A 21,220-nucleotide genomic window follows, 5' to 3' on the forward strand; every position below is an offset into this window, starting at 1 on the left:
CGCATTACCCTCCAGGCGCAGCGGCGCGCGGGCCGCCGCTGTCTTTCCAGTACCAGTAGCCGAGCACCCAGTCTTCGGCCTGATAGGTGCGCGGTAATACCGGCGGAAAACCGAGCGCGCGTTTGTATGCAATTCGCGCATCCGGCGAGCGGTATTCGGGAATCAGGTAGGACGCATTCAGCAGCACGCGATCGAGCGCACGGGTAGCGTTTTCCAGTTCGGCAAGCGTGCCCGCGCGCTGTACCGCACCGATCAGCGCATCGACTGCCGGCGAGCGGATGCCGATGTAATTCTCCGAGCCCGGTTGCGTCGCGGCGGCGCTGCCGAAACGCCGTGCGAGCTCGGCGCCGGGAATCGTCACGGTCGGATAGATGTAGGTGGTCATGTCGAAATCGAAGTTGTCGATGCGCTTCTGATACAGCGCACTGTCGATTTCACGCATGTGCGCGTCGATGCCGAGCGTTTGCATGTTGCGCACGATCGGCAGGATCACGCGGTCCATGCCGGGCTGGTCGTCGATGATTTCGATCGACATCGGTGTGCCGTGCGCATCGCGCAGCTGGCCGTCGCGCACCTGCCAGCCGGCTTGTGCAAGCAGGTCGCGGGCGTGCCGCAGGTTATCGCGCAGCGAATGTGGCGGCAGCGTGTCGGGTTGCGCGCTCTGTTCGCCGAATACGCCGACGGGCAACGTCGCGCGATAGGGTTCGAGCAGCGCGAGTTCGCCCGCGCCCGGCGTGCCGCTGGCGGCAAACGGGCTGTCGTCGAAATAGCTGTTCAGGCGCCGGTATTGGCCATAAAACGCCATCCGGTTCATCCAGTCATAGTCGAACGTATAGACGAGCGCGGCACGCACCCGTGGGTCGGCGAACATTGGCTTGCGCAGGTTGAACAGTAGGCCTTGCATCTGCGCACCGTGGTTCGGAAACGCACTGCGTTGCAGTGTGCCGTTGTCGAAATTCTTGCCGACGTATTTGCGCGCCCATTGCGACGAGCTGTATTCGACCTGCACGTCGGTTTCGCCGGCCTTTAGCGATTCGAGCTGCGTGTAGTGGTCGAGAAACAGCTTGAAGGTGACGCGCGCGAAGCGATACATGCCGCGCCGCGACGGCAGATTCGAAGCCCAGTACGCGGGATTGCGGCGATAGGTGATCTGCTTGTCGTTCTTGCGTTGTTCGATCAGGTAGGGGCCGCTCGCGATCGGCTCGACATTGCTCAACTGATCGAATGGCGCGGGCTTGCCGTCCTGCATTGCCCATTTCGGCGAGAACACCGGCAGGTCGCCGGCGATGAGCGCGGCCGCGCGCTCGGCGCGGCGAAACGTAAATCTCACGCGCGCAGGGTCCAATACGGTGGCCTCCTTGAGCACCGCAAATTGCGAGTTGAACAGCGGTGAGACTTGCGAGCTGGTCAACGTATCGAACGAATATTTGACATCGGCGGCAGTAATCGGCTCGCCATTCGAAAAGCGTGCGCGCGCATCGATGTGGAACACAGCCGATAGCCCGTCGGGCGCAAGCTCGACGTCGTCGGCGATCAGCGGATATTCGGACGCGAGTTCATCCCAGCTGCGCTGCATCAGCGTGTCGAACATCAGACGCTGGATGTCCGGTGCCGGCGAGCCGCGCAGCAGAAACGGATTGAGCGAATCGTAGCTTTGCGCTTCGCTGTAGTTCTGGAAATTCAGCGTTCCGGCAAGCGGTGCGTTCGGATTGGCGTAATCGAAATGGCTGAAATCTGCCGGGTATTTCGGTGTGTCGTATTGCGCTAGCGACGGCTGTGCGAGCGCATCGGGCGCATCGAGCGTTGCCGCGGCGAGCGACAGCGCAATGGCACCCGTCGTCGCAAACGCTGCGAAACGTCGTTCGAACGCGTGCTGCGCGTTCCTTGTCCAGTCTTCTCTGCTCATCATGCCCGTGCCTGGGTCGCGCGCCGGCTTGTAGCCGGCGCGCGCGTGGTCCGAGTCGCGCGAGGGCAGCGGATAGCCGCCCCCGCGTCCTTAGTCGCGAGGTGCGCTACTCGTCTTCGGATGCTGTGGTCTTGAACGAAAATTCGACTTCGCCCACATAGGGTTCCGCGTTCTTCTCGCACTTGTAGGCGCGGCCTGCCGCGATCACCGCCTCGTTGAACACCGAGGTGGGTGGCGTGACGCGCACGATCTTCACGTCGCTGACGCTGCCGTCCGGATTGATCGCCAGATGCGCGATCACGCTCGCCGAAATGCCTTGCTCGAGCGCGCGCCGCGGAATCTGCGGCTGCACCGACTGGCAGTGGCCGCGACCGTCGACCACGCCATGCAGCGCCGGTGGCGCGACCGGTGCGGCGCCCACTGCCGCGGTGGCAGGTGCAGGCGAAGCGGTGGCCGGCGCGGTGGCCAGTGCGGGCGCGTTTTGCGCGGGTGCCGCGGCGGCTGGAATCGCAGCTTCCTTCGGCGCCGGCGCAGGCTTCGCGGGCGGTGGTTTAGGCGTCGGCAGAGGCTTGGGCTGAACCGTCTTCGGCACGGTCTTTTGCGGCTCCGGCGCGGGCGGCGGTTCCAGCTTCCTGATCTCGGGCGGCGGCGGTGGCGGTGGCGCGATCTGCACGCGCATTTCCCGCGGCGGCGGTGGCGCGTCCTGCTGGAATCTGACCTGCGACAGGCCGGCCACCACCAGCACTTCCACCAGCAAGGCCGCGCCGATGGCCGTCTTCATCGACATGCCGTGGTGACGCGTGGGCGGCGACGATGCCCATAGCGCGCCGGCGAGCGGGCGTTGCGGATCGTTCATCTCGAGGGCCGGCGTATTCATGTCGTCGGATTCGTGGCGAGCGCAACCGAACTGATGCCCGCCGCGCGCACCAGATCCATCACCTTGACGATGTTCTTGTAGCTGGTGCCTTCATCGCCGGCGATCGCGACGTCGACTTTCTTCGATTCGTGCACGAGCTCCTGCAGATGCGCGGTCAGCGCTTCGGGTGTGATTTCCTTTGCATCGAGATAGAGCTGGTCAGCTTTCGTGACGCCGATCGATACCTTGATGGTCTGCTGCAATTGTTCCGCGGTGCTCGACTGTGGCAAGTCGAGCTTGATGCCTGCGCCCTGGATCATCTTCAGGGTGGCGAGCATGAAGAACACCAGCAGGAACATCATGATGTCGATCATCGGAATGATCTCGATGCGGGCTTTCTCTTCTCCGCCGAGATAGTGGCTGCGATGGTTGCGCATGATCTTCTCCTTCCTCGACGGGCGTCAGGCGGCGAAACGCGAAACCAGCAGCGACTTAATCAGGTCGAACTGGTTGACCGTCATGCGGATGCGCTTGTTGAAGTAGTTGAGGAACACCACGCAGATGATCGCGATGGTCAGGCCACACGCGGTGGCGGTCAGCGCGTGGCCGATGCCGCCGGTTACGCCGTTCGGGTTGGCCGTGCCGCTCGAGCCCAGCACGTTGAACGACTCGACCATGCCGATGATGGTGCCGAGCAGGCCGAGCAGCGGCCCGAGCGTGACAGCGGTGTCAAGAACCCACAGGTTACGGTCGAGGCGTGGCAACTGGAACATGATGGTTTCTTCGATTTCGCGTTCCACTGCCGCTTCGCTTTTGCCTTTGGCCTTGATCGCGCTTCTGACGAGCTCGGCCTGCACGGTCTGGCGGTAGTGGTCGGCGACTTTCGCGGCGTCTTCGAGGTTGCTGCTGTCGACCAGCTTCAGGTCGTGTTCCAGCGTGTTGCCGGCACGCACGGCGCGCGTAAAGAACATGAAGCGTTCGATGATGATCGCGATGCCGATCAGGAAGATAAAGGCGAGCAGAGGGATCAGACCCAGCGACTGGATCGAGTAGGTGATGAGCGTGTTCAGCACTGCGGACTCCTGTTTGCGCAACGCCGTTGCATAACGGCGGGTTTCTCGTTGTTGGCTCCCTTGTGGGTTGCCAGCTTAAAAGCGCGGGCACCAATGCAAAGGCCGTACCAGGCGACTTGCGAGCGGCGCGGGTATCGTGCGTAGAGAGAGGTTATTGTCGTTCCGCCGGGATCCATAAGCGCTTTTAAATTACGGAGATAGCCGATTAATGCGTGGTATGCCAATGCATTGTGCATGGTTTAAATCGGGTTTCTCGTCGACGCTAATGGAAGATCAAACCAGCTGTGTGAATACACCGCAATGCAGATCAGTAGTCTGGTAAACACCAGGTGTCGTCTTTTATCGAACCGATTTGGTGCTTTATGTTTTTAAGCGCAATGTAATGGTGCGAATTGAGCATTTGATGAGAGTTTTATTATTACAAACATTTCAGATGTATGACGCGCCGATGGGCAGAAAATATGGGCGTCAGCCGTTGCTTACAACCTGTTTAGTAAGGCTATCCGCAATAAATTACGATACTTTCATCGATTGCTTTATTGCCCGTTTTCGGTGAATAAACGCGCGACATGCAAACATTTATTAAATGCACCGATTCGGCAATTCACGCCTTTTAAAGGTGCGAAAGGCGCACCAGCCGACAGTAGAGCAAGCCCTCTAAATTTATGAAAAATTGCTGACCGGCTGGGAGGCGGCATGGTACGCGCGCGGATCGCTGTGCAATGCATATGACGTTTTTCTTTGAGCGTTAATTAAATTCAATTCCGTCAATGCTTTGCCTTGCGATTAAGGCGCTTTAAAGCGAGCTCAGGCAGCTCGAGCCAATTTCTGTTGGCATGCCTTCTGCTTTTGCTGCGCTCGCTTTAAAAAGCCAGCGCGCGTCCGACACGATCGGCAATGCGCACTGGACGGGACGTGCGAGACCAGGGAACAGATTCCGGCGGCGACGAACTCGCCGATCACATCGGACTTCGCACGGCTGCCCGATGCGCGACTCGCGCATCGGGCAGATCGTTCAATGCACAACAAGCAGGAGAGCAAGTGAAAAAGAAGAAACTGGTCTCGGCCATGACGAAAATCATAGGCGCCGAGCTGATGCTGACGGCTGCGTGCGTTCCGGTTGCCTATGCGCAAAGCCAGCCTGACAGCGTGGCCGCACCCACAGCGGCAAGCAGTGCAGCAGCGCCGACGGCGCCGGTAGCCAAGCTGGAGAAAGTCGAAGTGACCGGATCGTTGATCCGCACCTCGGACAAGACCGGCAACGTCGAAGTGCAAACCATTACCCCGAAGGAAATCGAACAGAGCGGCTATACGACGGTGGCCGACTTTCTGCGCGGCATGTCGGCGAACTCCGGAAGCAGCTGGTCGCAATCGACCATGAACAGTTCGGCACCGGGCGGTGCGGGTCTCGCGTTGCGTGGCCTCAGCGAGAAGTACACGCTGGTGCTGGTGGACGGGCAACGCGTGGCGAACTACGCGATGGCCGTGAACTTCACCGATACGTTCTTCGACGTCAATGCGATTCCGTTGAACGTGGTCGACCACATCGAAGTGGTGAAGACCGGTGCCGTGTCCGAATACGGCTCGGACGCGATTGCGGGCGTGGTCAACATCATCACGAAGAAGAATTTCCAGGGCCTGCAGATCGACGCCCAGGCCGGCAAGACGCAGCATCCGGGCGACGGGCAAGGCAGCTTCAGCGTGCTCGGCGGCTTCGGCGACCTGAACTCGGACCGCTTCAACGTGACCGCCGCGGCGAGCTGGTATCGCGATTCGGGTTCGACGCTTGGCGACCGCTCGATGACGGCGAATCAGGACTTTTCGCAGTTCCCCGGCGGCCATGCCGGGCCACTTGGGCCGAACCAGCAGTCGAACTGGGAGCTGCCCGACGGCAGCACCGCGCCGATCAATCCGTGTCCGCCGAACACGGGTTCGAACGGCCAGGTGTGCGTGCACAATCCGGCCTCGCAGACCTCGCTGATTCCCGCTACCACGCGTCTAAACGCGAAGCTGCATGGCACCTTCAAGGTCAACGAGGATGTCCAGGCGTACGCGGACCTGTGGTTGAGCCGCGACGAGACGGTGCAGTTGCAGGGGCCGGCTGCGATCAGCAGCTTGTCCAACGTGTTCGATCCGGCAACCGGTTCGGTGTCCCCGCTGGATCGCACCGTGTCGGCGACCAACCCGTTCAACCCGTTCGGCGTTCCGACCAGCATCAACTACACGTTCCCGGGTCACACCATCGTCGCGGATACGGTGTCGACTTTCTGGAAGGCATCGACCGGCGTGAAGGGCGCCTTCACCACGCCGAAGGTCGGCGACTGGGACTGGGCAGTCGACTATGGGCATTCGCAAAGCACGGTCGACACGAGCTACTCGAATGAGCTGACGGTGGCCGGCGCGGAAAACATCCTTGCCAACGGTGTATTCAACTTTGCGAATCCGGCGGCCACGCCTAACGGCACCGCAGGCCTGTTTGCAACGGACAACCAGCAGGCGATTTCGAAAGTCGATAGCGTGACCGCGAAAATGTCGACCGGCAATCTGTACACGTTGCCCACCGGTAACATCGGTCTCGGCTTCGGTTCGGAATTCCGCCACGAAAGCACGCTGATCAATCCGCGCACATTGTCCTCGCTGGGCATCGTGACGCCGGGCCAGGTGCAGACGGTCGATGGCGATCGCAACGTCGCGGCGGTCTACTACCAGGTCGACATTCCGCTGCTGCACAACCTGACGTTTACGCAGTCGGGCCGCTACGACCACTACAGCGACTTCGGCGGTGCGTTCTCGCCGAACTTCGCGCTGCGTTTCCAGCCGGTTCAGGCTCTGACGACTTACGCATCGTATAGCCGCGGTTTCCGCGCACCGACGTTGATCGAGAACTCGCAGACGGTCACCGTGCAGCACCAGAATCTGACCGATCCGAACGATCCGAGCGGCACGCCGACCAAGCACTTCACCACCGAACAGGTGAACGGCAATCCGAATCTGCAGCCGGAGCACACGAAAAACTACAACATCGGCTTTGAGCTGTCGCCCGACAATTCGACCGACTTCGGTGCGGCCTTCTACAAGATCCACATCGACGGTGTGATCGGCACCGACGATCCGGATGCGGTGCTGGAGGCGAACGATCCGACCCGCGTGGTGCGCAATCCGGACGGTTCGATCCGCTTCATCACGCAGCAGTACATCAACCTCGGTTCGCTGGATACCGACGGCTTCGACTTCAACTTCCGCAAGTCGGTCGGCACGAAGTACGGCACGTTTACGCTCGCTGGCGATTGGGCCTACGTGTGGCACTTCAAGCTGAATTCGCCGGGCCAGCCGACGCAGGACTTCGCGGGCAACAACCTCGCGTTCCTGCAGCCGTTCGGTGCGAGCAATCCGCGCTGGAAGGGCAATACGAGCCTGTCGTGGGATTACCGCAAGTTCACCACCACGCTGACATGGCAGTACACCGGTCCGTACACCAACGCGGTGGCGGCCGAGTCCGGCGATGGCGGCACGCTGGCGGTCGCATCGTATAGCCAGTTCAACCTGATGGCGCGCTACACGGGCTTCAAGCACTGGACGATTTACGGCGGCATCACCAACCTGTTCGACCGCTCGCCGCCGTTCGACGTCGAATGGCAGTCGCAACCGGACATCACCGGCTACGACCAGTCGCTGTACACCGACATGGGACGCACGTTCCAGATCGGCGCGACGTATCGTTTCTGATCGGCGCGACGTTGCACGCAGGACGATGGTAGTGATGCTCCTCTCGCTCTTTCCGCTTCGCGGAAAGAGTTTTGACGGCGGTGCTGCGCGCACCGCCGGTTTTTCTCCGGTTGAAATCGCCCATGAATCTGAAGCTGAATTTGACACACCTGTCGGCCACGGCACTCGCGGTACTCGCGGCGCTTGTCGTTGCGATGGACGGCCCGGCGGCGGCTGCCGTGCCGGCTAACGTCACACTGGCCGCGCAGCAGGAGCTGACGCGCCATGCGGATATCGAGGTCGAATCGCTGGACCCCGCGCATATCGAATCGGTGATGGCCAACCAGATCGGTATCGACATTTTCGAAGGGCTCACGCGCATCGACGCGGCCGGCAATGTCGTGCCCGGCGTCGCGCAGTCGTGGACGCGCCCAGCCGCCGATACGTGGGTGTTCAAGCTGCGCCACGATGCGCGCTGGAGCAATGGCCAGCCGTTGACCGCCGCGGACTTCGTGTACGCGTGGCAGCGACTCGTCGATCCAAAGACCGGTTCGAAATATACAATTCTGGTCGAATGTGTCAAGAATGCGAAAGCTATTCTTGCAGGCAAGGCAGCGCCCACGACGCTCGGCGTGCGCGCAGTGGACCCGTATACGCTTGAAGTGAAAACCGAGACGCCTGCCGCATTTTTCGCCGAAGTGGTATCGAAAGCGGACATGGCGCCGGTGAACCGCGACGCGCTCGCCAAGTATGGCGATGCATGGACGCGCCCGGGCAACCTGATCGGTAACGGCGCGTACGTGCTGGCCGACTGGCAGCCGAACAACCACATTGTGCTGGTGAAGGACGACAGGTATTGGGACGCGCGCGACGTCGCGATCACGAAAGTTACCTACCTGCCGATCGAAAGCGACGAAACCTCGCTGCGCATGTACCAGGGCGGGCAGTTCGACTACACATACCGGATTCCATCCGGGTTGTTTGCATCGCTGTCGAAGCAGTTCGGCGCCGAGCTGAAAGCAAGCCCGGTGCTCGGCACCTACTACTACAGCATGAATAACGACGACCCGGCCTTCAAGGACAAGCGCGTGCGGCAAGCGCTTTCGATGGTGATCGACCGCGACCTGCTGACCTCGCGCCTCACGCAAGCCGGCGAAAAACCGATCTACGGCCTCACGGTGCAGGGCACCAAAGCCGCCGCGCTGTATGTGCCGGAGTGGGCCGCGTGGCCGATGGCCAAACGCGTGGACTATGCGCGCGATCTGCTGAAGGAAGCCGGTTATTCCGACGCGAAACCGCTCACGTTCACCTTCACGTACAACACCAACGACCTGCACAAGAAAGTCGCGCTGTTCGTCACCTCCGAATGGCGTACCAAGCTCGGCGTCAATGCGAAGCTCGACAACCTCGAGTACAAGGTGATGCTCAAGCAGCGGCACGACGGCAAGCTGCAGATGTCGCGCGACGGATGGTACGTCGACTACAACGATGCCACGTCGTTTCTCGATCTGATCCGCTGCAACAGCGTGCAGAACGATCAGCGGTACTGCAACCCGAAGGTGGATGCGTTGATCGACGAAGGCAACCGCCAGCTCGACGACGCGCAACGCACGGCCTTGCTCACGCAGGCACAGGCGCTGGCGATGGCCGATACGCCGCTGATCCCGCTGTTCCAGTACTCGGGCGACCGGCTCGTCAAACCCTACGTGGGCGGCTACACGTTGACCAACTACGTCGACCAGCGCGCTACGCAAGACCTGTACATCATCAAGCATTAAGCGACGGAGCCTGGCCATGTTCGCTTATACGTTGCGCCGCACGCTGTGGGCGATTCCAACCGTGCTGGCGGTGATCACGGTGTGCTATCTGCTGCTGCATCTGACGCCGGGTGGCCCGTTCGATACGGAAAAACAGCTGTCGGCAGCGGTGCTGCAGAACCTGAACGCGAAGTATCACCTCGACGAGCCGCTGTGGCGGCAGTACCTGCGCTATCTGTTCGCGCTGCTGCATGGCGACCTCGGCGCTTCGTTCCGCTATAACGACTGGTCGGTCAACGACCTGGTGTGGAAGGCGTTGCCGGTGAGCCTCGGCATCGGCGGCATCTCCGTGCCGATTGCGTGCGTGCTTGGAATCGGTTTCGGCACGGTGGCCGCGGTGCGGCGCGGCAGCCTGATCGATCACGGCGTGATGGTGCTCGGCAATGTCGGCAACGTGGTGCCGCCGTTCGTGATCGGCCCGGTGCTGGTGTGGATCTTCGCGATCCTGCTGCGCGGCGCGCATGGTCACGGCTGGTTGCCCGCGGGCGGTTGGGGCGATGGCGCGTGGCAATACCGGGTGCTGCCGATCACCTTGCTCACAGTGATCAACATGGCAACCATCGCGCGCGTGATGCGCGGCAGCATGATCGAAGTGCTGGGCGGCAATTTCATCCGCACTGCGCGCGCCAAGGGGCTGCCTATGCACACGATCGTGTTGCGCCACGCGTTGAAGCCGGCGCTGATGCCGGTCGTGTCGCTGCTCGGCTCGGTATGCATTGCGTCGATCACCGCGGCGATCGTCACCGAATCGGTGTTCGCGCTGCCTGGCCTCGGTCAGCTGATCGTGAACGGTGCGATCAATCGCGATTACACGCTGGTGCTGGGCCTCGTCGTGCTGACGACGGTCGCGGCCGTCCTGTTCAACCTGCTCGTCGACCTCGCTTATGCGTGGCTCGACCCGCGCATTCGCTACTGAATCCATGAATCGCTTCTCTCTTTCCGGGCGCGCAGCCACGCTTGCGGCAGTGGCGGACGCACCGCGTTCGCGCAGCCCGTTCGCTGCAGCGGGTGCGCGTTTCCTGCGCAACCGGGCGGCGCTTGCCGCACTCGCGCTGTTGTTGCTGATCGTGCTGGCCTGCTTCGCGGGCCCGCTGTTGCTGACGAACAATGCGATCGACAGCGACTGGTCTGCGATCAGCCTCGCACCGACCGCGCAAGGCGCGCACTGGTTCGGCACCGACGAACTCGGCCGCGACCTGTTGGTGCGCTCGCTGGAGGGCGGCCGTGTGTCGCTCGAGGTCGGGCTGCTCGGCACGCTGGTGTCGGGGCTGATCGGCGTGGCGTACGGTGCGGTGGCTGGGTATGCCGGCGGCCGTATCGATGCGGTACTGATGCGCATCGTCGACATGATGTACGCGATTCCGTACATGCTGATCGCGATCCTGATGATGACGCTGTTCGGCCGCGCGTTCTATCTGGTGGTGCTGACCATCAGCGCGTTTTCGTGGCTCGACATGGCGCGCGTGGTGCGCGGCCAGACGCTGACGCTGCGCACCCGCGAGTTTGTCGACGCGGCGCGCGCGACCGGCGTCAAGCCGCTGACGATCGTCGCGCGCCATATCGTGCCGAATCTGCTCGGCGTGGTGGTGGTGTACGCCAGCGTGACGGTGCCGTCGATCGTGTTGACCGAATCCGTGTTGTCGTTTCTCGGCCTGGGCGTGCAGGAGCCGATGACGAGTTGGGGCGTGCTGATCGAGGACGGTGCGCAAAAGCTCGAAGCGATGCCCTGGCTGCTGCTGTGTCCCGCCACGATGCTATGCGTGACGTTGTATTGCGTGAGCTTCGTCGGCGACGGGCTGCGCGATGCGTTCGACCCGAAGGAGCATTGAGATGGCACTGCTCGAAGTCAGCAAGCTCGGCGTGCGTTTTGCGCGCCACGACGGAGGGCCCGTGGATGCGGTGCAGGACGTGTCGTTTGCGCTGGAGAGCGGCCGCACGCTGGGCATTGTCGGCGAATCCGGTTCGGGCAAGAGTCAGACTGTGATGGCGCTGCTTGGCCTGATCGCACCGAACGGCACCGTGACCGGCGAGGCAAGCTATCGCGGCGAGAATCTGCTGCAGATGCGGACCGGCGAGCTGAACCGCATTCGCGGCGAACGCATCGCGATGATCTTTCAGGACCCGATGACGTCGCTCAATCCGTTCCTGACGATCGAACGGCAGATGACGGAAACCTTGCAACTGCATCGGCAAATGCCGCGCCGCGCGGCACGCAGGCGCGCGATCGAAGCGCTCGAGCGCGTGCGCATTCCGGACGCGGCGCGGCGCATCGGCATGTATCCGCACGAGTTCTCCGGCGGTATGCGCCAGCGCGTGATGATCGCGATGGCGCTGCTGTGCGAGCCGGACATCCTGATCGCCGATGAGCCGACCACCGCGCTCGACGTTACCGTGCAGGCGCAAATCATCGAACTGTTGCGCGAGCTGAACCGCGAGCGCGGCACGGCGATCATTCTGATTACGCACGACATGGGAGTGGTGGCGGGACTGTGCGACGACGTGATGGTGATGTACGCGGGGCGTACCGTCGAACAGGCCAGCGCGCGCGCGCTGTTTGCCGCGCCTCGTCATCCGTACACAGTGGGCTTGCTCAATGCGCTGCCGCGTCTAACCGATGCGAGCGACGCGCCGCTACGCACGATTGCCGGTAATCCGCCGCTGCCGGGCATGGCGGGCGCGGGCTGCGCATTCGCGCCGCGCTGCGCGCATGCGCTCGATCTGTGCCGGCGCGAGCGCCCGGTTCTAAAAACGTATGAAGGCGGTGCGCGTGCGTGCCATAAACCGGCCGGCGAAATCGCGGGTCTCCGCGTCGAGGTGCAGGCATGACGACTTCCGTTTCAACATCACTGCGCGGTGACGATACGCTGCTGTCAGTCGACGATCTGACCGTGCATTTCAGCGTGCCGCACGGCGGACGCCGTGCGTTGCCATGGTCGCCGAAGGCGACGGTGCGTGCGGTCGAACGCGTGTCGTTCGACGTGCGGCGCGGCGAGACGGTCGGGCTCGTCGGTGAATCCGGCTGCGGCAAGTCGACACTCGCGCGCGCGCTGATCGGCCTCGCGCCGGTGACGTCTGGCAGCATTCGCTGGCGCGGTGCGCAAACCGTAAACGGCGCACGCCGCGACGTCGCGCAGTTGCGTCGCGATGTGCAGATGATCTTTCAGGATCCGCTTGCGTCGCTCGATCCACGCATGACGATCGAGCAGATCGTCGCCGAACCGTTGCGTACGCATCGATCCGGCATCGGTCGGGCCGACCTGCGCGCGCGCGTGCTGGCGATGCTCGAGCGGGTCGGCCTCAATGCGTATCACCTGCAGCGCTATCCGCATGAATTTTCCGGCGGGCAGTGCCAGCGGGTCGGCATTGCGCGCGCGCTGATTGCCGAGCCGCAACTGGTGATCTGCGATGAACCGGTGTCGGCGCTCGACGTATCGATTCAGGCGCAGATCGTCAATTTGCTACGCGATCTGCAGCGCGAGTTGTCGCTGTCGTTGCTGTTCGTCGCGCACGATCTGGCCGTCGTCAAGGCGATCAGCCATCGGGTGCTCGTCATGTATCTCGGCCGTGTGATGGAGTTCGGTACGAAACAGGCGGTGTATGGGGAGCCACAGCACCCGTATACGCGTGCGCTGCTGGCCGCGGTGCCGACACCTGACCCCGCAATCGAACGCACACGTGAGCATGTGCTGTTGCGCGGAGAACTGCCGTCGCCGCTCGATCCGCCGTCGGGCTGCGTGTTTCGCACACGCTGCCCGCAAGCGATCGATGCGTGCGCGGGCGAGGTGCCCGGTGCGGTGGTGCGTGCGCAGCCGGCTAGCAGAGTGGCTTGCATTCGCGTGGGGGCTTCGTAGCTGCCGGGAGCGTTGCGAGATCGCGTTGGCCGCCATTCATGGCTTGCAGAAGGAATATCCCCCGCCCGTGCCCGTTATTGGTAATCCCGGAGCAAGCCGGGGCGGTGGCTGCGGCCGCCGTCATTGCGCGGAGGAACAAGCTATGTCTGACCCATCTTTTCAGCCCGCCGGCGAGCGCGAGCAGGAGCACGAGCACGCGCCGCTACCCGGCATCGGCATCGAACCCGTGCGGCGCTTCGATCCGGTTGCGTTCGAGACAGCGGTGACCGGCATGCTCGCAGCGGCCGGTTTCGACGTCGAAAACGAGCATTTGCAGAGCGCTGCGTCGTGCGTGCGTGATCTATGGCAAACACGTCTGCTGGATGGCTATCGGAGCGACCCTGCCGCGGCGCTCGGTAGCGGCTTCGACGACCACCGTCACGATATGGTAATGATGCGCGGCATTACCGTGCACGGCATGTGTCCGCATCATCTGCTGCCGTTTCGTGGCTTAGCGCATCTCGCGTATCTGCCCGGTGGGCGGCTGTTCGGCTTCGGCAGCCTGACGCGGCTGGTCGATACCGTGTGTCACCGGTTGATCTACCAGGAGCATGCCACCGACGCAATCGCCCGCGCGCTGACTGAGCACGGTTTGGCGCGCGGCGCGGCCTGTGTGATCGAAGCCGAACAGTTGTGCCTGCTGCTTGGCGAGGTGCGGCGTGGCGATGAACGGGTGGTGACGCAGTCGTTTGCCGGTGACTTCGCGACCGACAACAACGCGCGCGCCGAATTCTTGCGCGCGATCAGGGGGTGATGGGGATTCGATGCGCGGGCGTGGCGCCAGGGCACGATATGCATCGGCATAAAGGCCGCTGCTGCAGCGCGGTTTTTCAGGTGCCGCGCCCGCGCCCACCGCTGCACTTGAAAAACTGCGGCCTGGCCCCCCATGTGCGCATCCATGCAACCGGGAGTCATGCCATGGGAAGCCGTCCCCGCTTCATCGACGATTTATCGGGCGCCGCGCCGGGCGCCTCGCTTTCGACCACGCCGCACGACGATGCGCTGCTCGATTCGTACTCGCGCACGGTGATCGGCGCGCTCGACCGGGTGCGCCCGGCGGTCGCGTTCATCGCTGTCGAAAGGCGCATGCCCGATGGCCGCAGTGCGCGCGCCGGGACCGGCTCGGGCTTTCTGTTCACGCCCGACGGCTATCTGCTGACCAATAGCCACGTAGTGCACGGCGCGACGCATATTCGCGTGACGTTGGCCGATGGCGCGAAATTCGACGCCGATCTGGTCGGCGACGACCCACATACTGATCTTGCCGTACTGCGCATCGGCTCGGCCGAACCGCTGCCGCACGTCGAACTCGGCGATTCCGGCGCGCTGCGCGTCGGCCAGATTGCGATTGCCGTGGGCAACCCGCTCGGCCTCGAGCAAACCGTGACGACCGGCGTGGTGTCCGCGCTAGGCCGCTCGCTGCGCGCCAGTTCAGGCCGGATGATCTACGACGTGATCCAGACCGATGCCGCGCTGAATCCGGGTAATTCCGGCGGGCCGCTGGTCAATTCCGCAGGCCAGGTGATCGGCGTGAATACCGCGATTATTCCGGGTGCGCAGGCAATCTGTTTCGCCACGGCAATCGACACCGCGAAGTGGGTGATCATGCAGATCTTCGCGTATGGCCACGTACGGCGCGCGTATATCGGCGTGGCGGGCACCTCGATCGCGTTGCCGCGCCGCATGCAACGCTTTTTCGACCTGCCGTCCGAAAGCGCGGTGCACGTGATGGAAGTCGTGAAGGGCAGCCCTGCGGCACTTGCAGATATTCGCACCGACGATCGCATCGTTGCGATCGACGCGCTGCCGGTGGACGGAGTCGATACCTTGCAGCGCATGCTCGATTTCTCGCGTATCGACCGTGCCATCGGTGTGACCGTGCTGCGGGGCGCGCGACGGCTCGAACTCACCGTGACGCCGGTCGAACAGACTGGTTGATGCGCGCGCGTGACTTGCACCACGTCGCATCGTCTGTCGCTGCTGCTTTACAGCACCGTGTCGCGTTCGAGCAGCGCATCGAGACGGCCTGCGTCTTCGAGTGCCTGCAGATCGTCGAAACCGCCGACGTGATAGCTGCCGATATAGATCTGCGGCACGGTGCGATGCACGTCGCGCTGCCACAGCGCCACCGCTGAAGCGCGGCTGCCGGCAATGCTGATTTCATGGAAATGGGCGCCTTTGCGCTTCAACAGCGCCTTGGCTTCAGTGCAGTAAGAACAATCCGGCTGCGTGTAGATCGTGATGGAAGGCATGGTGTCGTGACCCTGTCCAGGCGTAAGTGGGGTGCCGTGTTCAACGGCATGGCTCCACTTTAGGGACGCGCTGCAAAGGCGTGAAGCTCGCAGCGGATCATTCGTATGCTCGATCGGATCAATACCTGGCGGACGTGCACGCTGGCCGCCGCACCTGCTATTCCCGTGCTTGCAGGTTGCCGCCCGACGCGCGCCAGCGTGCCGGCGTGATGCCGATATGACGCTTGAAAATGCGTTGAAACGCGGCATCGGACTGGTATCCGACCTTTTCGCCGATATCCGCCACCGGGCGCGTGGTCTGCATCAGCAGACGGCCGGCGATGGTCATGCGCACTTCAGTCAGCACGTCGGTGGCGGAGCGGCCGATCGCTTCCTGAAACTGCCGCACGAAGGTTGCGCGCGACATGTTGCACAGCGCGGCAAACTGATCGAGCGTCCATGCTTCGCCGGGTTTTTCGAACATCGCCGAAATGGCCGGCTGCAGGCGCGGCCGACCGGCCAGTGCCAGCAGACCATGCGGTGGTTGCGAGGTTTCGGTGGCAAAACGCAGTGTCAGGCCGAACAGCGCGGCCGACAAATGGTTGACCAGCGTCTCGCTGCCCGGGCCCTGGTCGATCGCTTCCTCGCGCATCAGCTCGATCAGGCGCGTGAGGCGCGTGTTGGCGCTGGGCGATTGGGTGGCGGCCGGCTCGGCGTCGGTTGCGGCTGCATCGGTCTGGCTGCCGTTTGCTGCGTCGTGATGCTGGCGTGCGCTATGCACGATCAGCCGGCCGGGTAGATGATCGCGCAACAATCTGTCCGGCACCGCGCCGATCAGAAAGCGGCCGCACAGCAGATCGGCAGCGATACCCGATTCGCCGTTCTCGACGATCAGCAGCGATTCGCTTTGCCGTCCCACTGACGGCTTCGGGGCGTCGCCGCTGCCGTCATGGATGCGATGCGGTTTGCCCGCAGGAAACAGCACGATATCGCCAGCCGTCATCCGCTCGGGAGGGCCATTGGAGTCTTCTACGACCGCGGTGCCGGACAGCAGCACGTGATACGGAATCTCGCGAACACCGGCTGTGTCTTCTTCGATCGCCCAAGGCGCGCCGAAATGGCAGCGTATCTCGAGTCGGCCGCTGACAGGCATCAGCGAAAGAAGTCGGCTTAACAAATCCATATGAGCCGTTTGCGTTGTAGTAGTCGTCTGGGAGTTCGCATCCAATGTACATAACGACGTGTGCGTCATGCATGGATGGAAGGCATCGCCGGATTTTACTGGAACGCAGGACGCGACGCAGCAAGGGGTTTCAAAGACAGCGCGCCGCGGCAGGGCTCGTGCAGGCGAGCCCTGGACCGCGGTGGCGTATGAGGCCGGGAAAAGGCGGATTACTCGCGAGACGCCGAATTCCAATGCCTGCGCGATGGCTTGTGCGAGCGCGATACCGGTACTGCCTCGGCACCGCCTGTATTCGTCGCGGCTTGCTGGGCGGCCGCGGTGGTACTGCTGGCCCAACCACCGTGGACGATCGCTCTTTGCAGAAGTGACTGCGCTTCCACATTGCCTTCCTGCATCGTCAGTACGCTGTTCGATGCATCGAGCACGCAGTTCCAGCGTTCCGCGGCTGCGCAAGCGCGTGCCCGCGCAAGCGTCGCTTCGACTGCCGGCCCGGGGCCCGGCAACGCGGTGCTGGTGGTTTTAGCGGCCACCGGCATGGCGAGGCCCGCCGATGCACCACTTACCGTTTCGGCGACGGCACCCGGTTGCGACTCGGTGCGCACCGTATCCGGCGCGGCTTGCGAGGTGTCCTGACGGGCACTGCGGCTTGCCCCACTGCGTTGCGAGCCGATTACGGAGGCGAGGATCACGACAAAGCACGCAATACTCAGCGCCGCGCTGCTGCCAGGTCCCCATGCGATCCAACGTTTGAGTCTGACCTGCGCCGGCCGGTTGACGGTGGCGGCGGGTCGATCGGCTGCCGTGCTCAACGGCGGCGTGTCTGAAGAAAGTCTGTCGGTTGTCACAGCATTGCTCCGGCAGGCAAACGCATCGTTGCGGCAACGGAGGGCGCCGGCAGAGTCTGGCAGCCTGGGTTGCTTCTTCTAGGCGAATGCGCGTGCGAACTTAACGAGAGGCTACGTTTTTTTGCCGGGATGCCGCGGCGTGGCGAATACCCGATGTTGCTTCGGGCGTCGCCACGCGCGCGGTATCGACGGCGCGCTAGATGCTGCTTACCACTTGATCTGCGTATCGAAAGTTCCTGTTTCGACAATCTCAAACTTCATTTCGCCGTGGAACGTACCTTCTATCCGATAGCTTGCCGACGGCACGGAAAAAAGGCAACGCGGACCACCTGCGACGAAGTCCATCAATACACGCCCATGACGCCGCAGGCGAACTGCTACGTCGGAAGCCGGCGCGCCGTTCTGTTGCGTAACGAACGACACGCCAAGGTTGAAAGGATGCTTTGGATCTGGCGACGTCACGGTTTTCTCGAGGCCGGCTTCGCCGCACACGTAATAGAGCATTTCCTGTGCATCGGAACCAGCGTTTGCGGCGACGGCATCGGAAGCCGGTGTGTCTTGCGATGCTGCAAAAGCGGTACCGCCGAGCGCTACTGCCACAATCACCAGCGAGCGCGCTTTCTTCAACGCATATACCGCTTTGTTGGCGGCACATCCCACGGTACACATGACGACCTCCCTAGATCGTTGAGAACAAAGAATACGGATAGGCACGCTAAAACGCAAACAAAAAAGGATCAGAAATATTTTCTTTCTTATTATTAAGGCATGCGTAGCATCAACGGTTTTAAAGCATCTATCCAAGGCGTGCCGGTTGTAACGAAAGGTTACCCGGCGGCGGATTTTCAACAGCGTCGAATCCGATCCAGTCATGTGTCTGCCACGATGAGTCAAAAATGAAACATCTTGAGCAGGCTGGGAAAAGCACAACCGATCCGTTCGAATTCCTTTGATTCGCAACTTCGCTGCTGCGCGCGAACCCGAAAAAGATAGTACGTCTGCGGTCCTTGCGCGGTGAATGTTCGCCCACATTGCGCGGCATCCCACACAACGCGACGCTTGCTAACACGCACCGGACGTGACCGTCTGTTCGATGTTTCCGAATTATCGGTGCGCTTCGCACTTTCATTGTTCAGCCTTTAAAACACGGTGCGCGTAACTCCCGTTGGGGCTGTATCGCAAATGAAACGCAAGCAGCACGAATTGAATACTTACCTCCTCCAGATTCGTTTGCGCTGCGCTGGGTGCGCAGTGGCATGGATGTCGCTTGTACAGCGCGGTCGTACGCTTGCCAATAAAAGCTGTCCTTCAGAACAAAGCAATCAACGTCAAGGACGTATCGTGAACGCTCAACATAAGCGTCTTTATGCAGTGCTTGCCCAGCCGAAGAAATTTCATCCGGCCAACTGCATTTCGCTAGCGACCTGCGCACCCGTTATGTTGTTATTTCTCTCGTCGATGTGCTCAGCAGTGGAGGCCGATAACGGCGGAGCGCGGGACCCGAATGAAATGGCGGAAGCGCAGGCCATCACGCCGACTTCAGCGCCGGCGATGCAAGCGGTAGAAACACCACGGGATACATCGATCGGGCAGACCGTTCAGCTCGTACAGCAAACCGAACCGACTCAGGCGGTGCAGCCTGAACCACAGGGACAGCCTTTGCAATTGCAACAGGGACAGCCTGAACCGCAGATGCCGATGCCGGCGCAACAGATGCCTTCTGCCGTACCGAGCCAGCAGGCGCAGCCCGATGCTCAGCCTGCGCCGACGCAAGGGACGCCACTCGCGACACAACCGTCAGCTGCAGCACAGACGCCGAGTGCGGTGCGCACTGAAGTGTTTGGGCTGGCGACAGGTGGTGGCGCAGTGCAGGCGCTTGAAGAGGCCAAGGCTCGCCCCGATGTCTTCAGTCCAGTAGATCTTGCACAGCTTGAAGAACTTTCTATTCGTCAGCAGGTTCGAGGCGGCCGCGACAAGGCACGCGCGATGACAAGCCCCGATCGCTTCGAAGGTCTCGACACCGCGCTTAAGGCAGCGGATGATTTTGAAGCGCGTTTGCCGAACACGCCGGAGTATGCGCAGGTGCGCGATGCGCTAGCGGGCGACCGCACCGTGGCTTATGCGGGGCGTGGCGAAATGGAAAAGGCGGTTTCGTCGTATGAGTTGATTCCCCAAGGCCAGCCGGTCTCCATCGAGGCGCTGGCTGCCGTAGGCGATGCCTACTCATACATGAATGAGCCCGCCAAAGCTGAGGTTGCGTTCAAGCGCGCAGTCGAGCAGGCCACTGCCGCCAACGCCGATCCGGCTACACGTGGTTATCAGTACGGTTCGCGTACCCGGCCGATCGATTTGCGCGAAGGCCTGTTCTATGCGTACACCGACCAGAACAAGTATGTTGAAGCGGGCAAGGTGCTCGACGACATCAGTGCAGCCTTGCCGCCCGCCGATCAGGTGCGACCGGGCGACATAGCAAACGACGATTATCTGAAACTGAATCGTCTGCGGGCACAGTACCTGATATACGTCGGTAAGCCCGAGGCGGGCATGGCCGAGCTGAAGCGCCTTGAGGAGCAGGTGCCGTTCAGCGCAGAAGTGCGCAATGCCGAGGCGGATGCCACGCTAAGCCAGGGGCGCAATCTCGCCGCAAGGGACATGTATGTCGCAACGCTGAACGACCATCCGGACAACATCGAGGCACTGGCCGGTCTGGGCCGTACGTCGCTCAATACCGGAGACTATTCGAACGCAAGGCAGATCAACGACGCATTCGCCACGACCTTCCCCGAGAATGGCTCGGTGCGAAACTTCAGACGTGATTACAACGCGTGGCGCGCGCCGACAGTAACGGTAGAAACGAACGGCGAGCATGGTGCTTCGGCGGTAGCGGACGATCAGTTCAGCGCAGATACGTACATTTACTCGCCGCCGATGTACGACAATTACCGGGTGTTCGCGCATACGTTCTACATGTATGCGACGACTGATATCGGCAAGATCAATCGGGTCCGCAGCGGCGCCGGCGGCGACTACCGGCGGGGGCCGCTGACGATCGCAGGTGAAGTGTCGCGTTCGCTAGGCGGCGATGGTCGCACTGGCGGTAATGGTCAGGTTGAATACGCGTTTAACGACTACTTCAGGGCAACGGCGGAATTCGATAGCGATTCGAATGAACTGCCGTCCAAAGCCTATGTCGCTCACATCTTCGGGCGCACGGGGCGAGTTGCGTTCAGCTATACCGACGGCGATCGCCGTTCGGCAGACATCAGCTATAGCGCAGGCCGCTATAGCGACGAAAACTTCCGCCAGGAAATCGCCGCGGGCGGTTCGCAACGCATCTTTACTTCTGCGAATCAGCTGATCAATGCCACGGTGCGTTTGGGGACCAGCAGCAATAGCGAGAACAATGTCGTGTATTACAGCCCGTCGCGCGACTATTCAGCTGAACTGGGTGTGATGCATCAATGGTCGGTCTGGAGAAGCGGGGAGCGTTCATTGCTGCAACGTTTTTACATTTCGGGCGGTGCATACAACGAAAGAGGTTTTGGCACCAGCGGATTCTGGGCTGCGCGGCTGGAACATGCATGGACTTTCAGCCGCGACATCACGTTAACCTACGGCATCGGCATCGGTCGCCATGCCTACGATGGAGAGCAGGAAACATCGGAAACTGCATATGTGTTGCTCACCGTACCGTTCTAACGTTTTGGGGGTTCG

General features: G+C 62.0%; 17 protein-coding genes. 9 read left to right on the forward strand and 8 right to left on the reverse strand.

The window, feature by feature from the left end:
• Positions 1-4: 4 nt before the first annotated feature.
• The 4 genes from ACYVNQ_RS19250 to ACYVNQ_RS19265 form a co-directional block, all read right to left on the reverse strand.
• Complete coding sequence (locus ACYVNQ_RS19250; protein ID WP_460904155.1) at positions 5-1,909, reverse strand: extracellular solute-binding protein; 1,905 nt, start codon at positions 1,907-1,909, stop codon at positions 5-7.
• A 103-nt stretch (positions 1,910-2,012) separates the two neighbouring features.
• Positions 2,013-2,783 (reverse strand): energy transducer TonB, encoded by a 771-nt coding sequence (locus ACYVNQ_RS19255; RefSeq protein WP_460904156.1) that lies wholly within the window; start codon positions 2,781-2,783, stop codon positions 2,013-2,015.
• Positions 2,780-3,199, reverse strand: coding sequence for an ExbD/TolR family protein (locus ACYVNQ_RS19260; protein ID WP_460904157.1), 420 nt, complete (start codon positions 3,197-3,199; stop codon positions 2,780-2,782). The genes ACYVNQ_RS19255 and ACYVNQ_RS19260 overlap by 4 nt, the downstream gene beginning before the upstream one ends.
• Positions 3,200-3,223: 24 nt before the next feature.
• Entirely contained in the window at positions 3,224-3,835 is a 612-nt protein-coding gene (locus tag ACYVNQ_RS19265) for a MotA/TolQ/ExbB proton channel family protein (protein ID WP_460904158.1), read from the reverse strand.
• Positions 3,836-4,903: 1,068 nt separating this feature from the next.
• Between ACYVNQ_RS19265 and ACYVNQ_RS19270 the strand changes: the two genes are divergently transcribed.
• The 8 genes from ACYVNQ_RS19270 (at position 4,904) to ACYVNQ_RS19305 (ending at position 15,185) form a co-directional block, all read left to right on the forward strand.
• On the forward strand, positions 4,904-7,561 hold the full coding sequence (locus ACYVNQ_RS19270) for a TonB-dependent receptor plug domain-containing protein (RefSeq protein ID WP_460904159.1): 2,658 nt from the start codon (positions 4,904-4,906) through the stop codon (positions 7,559-7,561).
• A 122-nt stretch (positions 7,562-7,683) separates the two neighbouring features.
• Positions 7,684-9,318: a peptide ABC transporter substrate-binding protein gene (locus tag ACYVNQ_RS19275; RefSeq protein WP_460904160.1), complete on the forward strand. Its 1,635-nt coding sequence runs from the start codon at positions 7,684-7,686 to the stop codon at positions 9,316-9,318.
• A 16-nt stretch (positions 9,319-9,334) separates the two neighbouring features.
• Positions 9,335-10,273 (forward strand): ABC transporter permease subunit, encoded by a 939-nt coding sequence (locus tag ACYVNQ_RS19280; protein ID WP_460904161.1) that lies wholly within the window; start codon positions 9,335-9,337, stop codon positions 10,271-10,273.
• A gap of 4 nt (positions 10,274-10,277) precedes the next feature.
• Positions 10,278-11,186 (forward strand): ABC transporter permease, encoded by a 909-nt coding sequence (locus ACYVNQ_RS19285; RefSeq protein ID WP_460904162.1) that lies wholly within the window; start codon positions 10,278-10,280, stop codon positions 11,184-11,186.
• 1 nt (position 11,187) lies between these two features.
• Positions 11,188-12,183 carry an ABC transporter ATP-binding protein gene (locus ACYVNQ_RS19290; protein ID WP_460904163.1) on the forward strand — a complete coding sequence of 332 codons (996 nt, stop codon included), beginning with the start codon at positions 11,188-11,190 and terminating at the stop codon, positions 12,181-12,183.
• Positions 12,180-13,208, forward strand: coding sequence for an ABC transporter ATP-binding protein (locus ACYVNQ_RS19295; RefSeq protein WP_460904164.1), 1,029 nt, complete (start codon positions 12,180-12,182; stop codon positions 13,206-13,208). The genes ACYVNQ_RS19290 and ACYVNQ_RS19295 overlap by 4 nt, the downstream gene beginning before the upstream one ends.
• A gap of 142 nt (positions 13,209-13,350) precedes the next feature.
• A complete protein-coding gene (folE, locus tag ACYVNQ_RS19300) occupies positions 13,351-14,001 on the forward strand; it encodes a GTP cyclohydrolase I FolE (RefSeq protein WP_460904165.1) in 651 nt (216 codons plus the stop codon).
• Positions 14,002-14,165: 164 nt separating this feature from the next.
• Positions 14,166-15,185 carry a S1C family serine protease gene (locus tag ACYVNQ_RS19305; RefSeq protein ID WP_460904166.1) on the forward strand — a complete coding sequence of 340 codons (1,020 nt, stop codon included), beginning with the start codon at positions 14,166-14,168 and terminating at the stop codon, positions 15,183-15,185.
• Positions 15,186-15,232: 47 nt separating this feature from the next.
• Here the strand turns inward: ACYVNQ_RS19305 and grxC are convergent, their stop codons facing one another.
• The 4 genes from grxC to ACYVNQ_RS19325 all read right to left on the reverse strand — a co-directional run bounded on the left by grxC (position 15,233) and on the right by ACYVNQ_RS19325 (position 18,538).
• Positions 15,233-15,499: a glutaredoxin 3 gene (gene grxC, locus ACYVNQ_RS19310; protein WP_460904167.1), complete on the reverse strand. Its 267-nt coding sequence runs from the start codon at positions 15,497-15,499 to the stop codon at positions 15,233-15,235.
• Positions 15,500-15,656: 157 nt separating this feature from the next.
• Entirely contained in the window at positions 15,657-16,661 is a 1,005-nt protein-coding gene (locus ACYVNQ_RS19315; RefSeq protein WP_460904168.1) for an AraC family transcriptional regulator, read from the reverse strand.
• 209 nt (positions 16,662-16,870) lie between these two features.
• Positions 16,871-17,506 (reverse strand): hypothetical protein, encoded by a 636-nt coding sequence (locus tag ACYVNQ_RS19320; RefSeq protein WP_460904169.1) that lies wholly within the window; start codon positions 17,504-17,506, stop codon positions 16,871-16,873.
• 207 nt (positions 17,507-17,713) lie between these two features.
• The gene (locus ACYVNQ_RS19325; RefSeq protein WP_460904170.1) at positions 17,714-18,538 is read right to left on the reverse strand and encodes a hypothetical protein; all 825 of its coding nucleotides are present in this window, start codon (positions 18,536-18,538) and stop codon (positions 17,714-17,716) included.
• 150 nt (positions 18,539-18,688) lie between these two features.
• On the opposite strand from ACYVNQ_RS19325, the gene pgaA reads away from it, so the two are divergent.
• Positions 18,689-21,205 (forward strand): poly-beta-1,6 N-acetyl-D-glucosamine export porin PgaA, encoded by a 2,517-nt coding sequence (gene pgaA / locus ACYVNQ_RS19330; protein WP_460904171.1) that lies wholly within the window; start codon positions 18,689-18,691, stop codon positions 21,203-21,205.
• Positions 21,206-21,220: the final 15 nt, after the last annotated feature.

This window comes from Paraburkholderia jirisanensis (assembly GCF_054782355.1).

Coding starts and splice junctions, on each gene's coding strand:
- ACYVNQ_RS19250 (WP_460904155.1), bottom strand. CDS start 1,909: ATGATGAGCAGAGAAGACTGGACAAGGAACGCGCAGCACGCGTTCGAA.
- ACYVNQ_RS19255 (WP_460904156.1), bottom strand. CDS start 2,783: ATGAATACGCCGGCCCTCGAGATGAACGATCCGCAACGCCCGCTCGCC.
- ACYVNQ_RS19260 (WP_460904157.1), bottom strand. CDS start 3,199: ATGCGCAACCATCGCAGCCACTATCTCGGCGGAGAAGAGAAAGCCCGC.
- ACYVNQ_RS19270 (WP_460904159.1), top strand. CDS start 4,904: ATGACGAAAATCATAGGCGCCGAGCTGATGCTGACGGCTGCGTGCGTT.
- ACYVNQ_RS19275 (WP_460904160.1), top strand. CDS start 7,684: ATGAATCTGAAGCTGAATTTGACACACCTGTCGGCCACGGCACTCGCG.
- ACYVNQ_RS19280 (WP_460904161.1), top strand. CDS start 9,335: ATGTTCGCTTATACGTTGCGCCGCACGCTGTGGGCGATTCCAACCGTG.
- ACYVNQ_RS19285 (WP_460904162.1), top strand. CDS start 10,278: ATGAATCGCTTCTCTCTTTCCGGGCGCGCAGCCACGCTTGCGGCAGTG.
- ACYVNQ_RS19290 (WP_460904163.1), top strand. CDS start 11,188: ATGGCACTGCTCGAAGTCAGCAAGCTCGGCGTGCGTTTTGCGCGCCAC.
- ACYVNQ_RS19295 (WP_460904164.1), top strand. CDS start 12,180: ATGACGACTTCCGTTTCAACATCACTGCGCGGTGACGATACGCTGCTG.
- folE (WP_460904165.1), top strand. CDS start 13,351: ATGTCTGACCCATCTTTTCAGCCCGCCGGCGAGCGCGAGCAGGAGCAC.
- ACYVNQ_RS19305 (WP_460904166.1), top strand. CDS start 14,166: ATGGGAAGCCGTCCCCGCTTCATCGACGATTTATCGGGCGCCGCGCCG.
- grxC (WP_460904167.1), bottom strand. CDS start 15,499: ATGCCTTCCATCACGATCTACACGCAGCCGGATTGTTCTTACTGCACT.
- ACYVNQ_RS19315 (WP_460904168.1), bottom strand. CDS start 16,661: ATGGATTTGTTAAGCCGACTTCTTTCGCTGATGCCTGTCAGCGGCCGA.
- ACYVNQ_RS19325 (WP_460904170.1), bottom strand. CDS start 18,538: ATGTGGGCGAACATTCACCGCGCAAGGACCGCAGACGTACTATCTTTT.
- pgaA (WP_460904171.1), top strand. CDS start 18,689: ATGAAACGCAAGCAGCACGAATTGAATACTTACCTCCTCCAGATTCGT.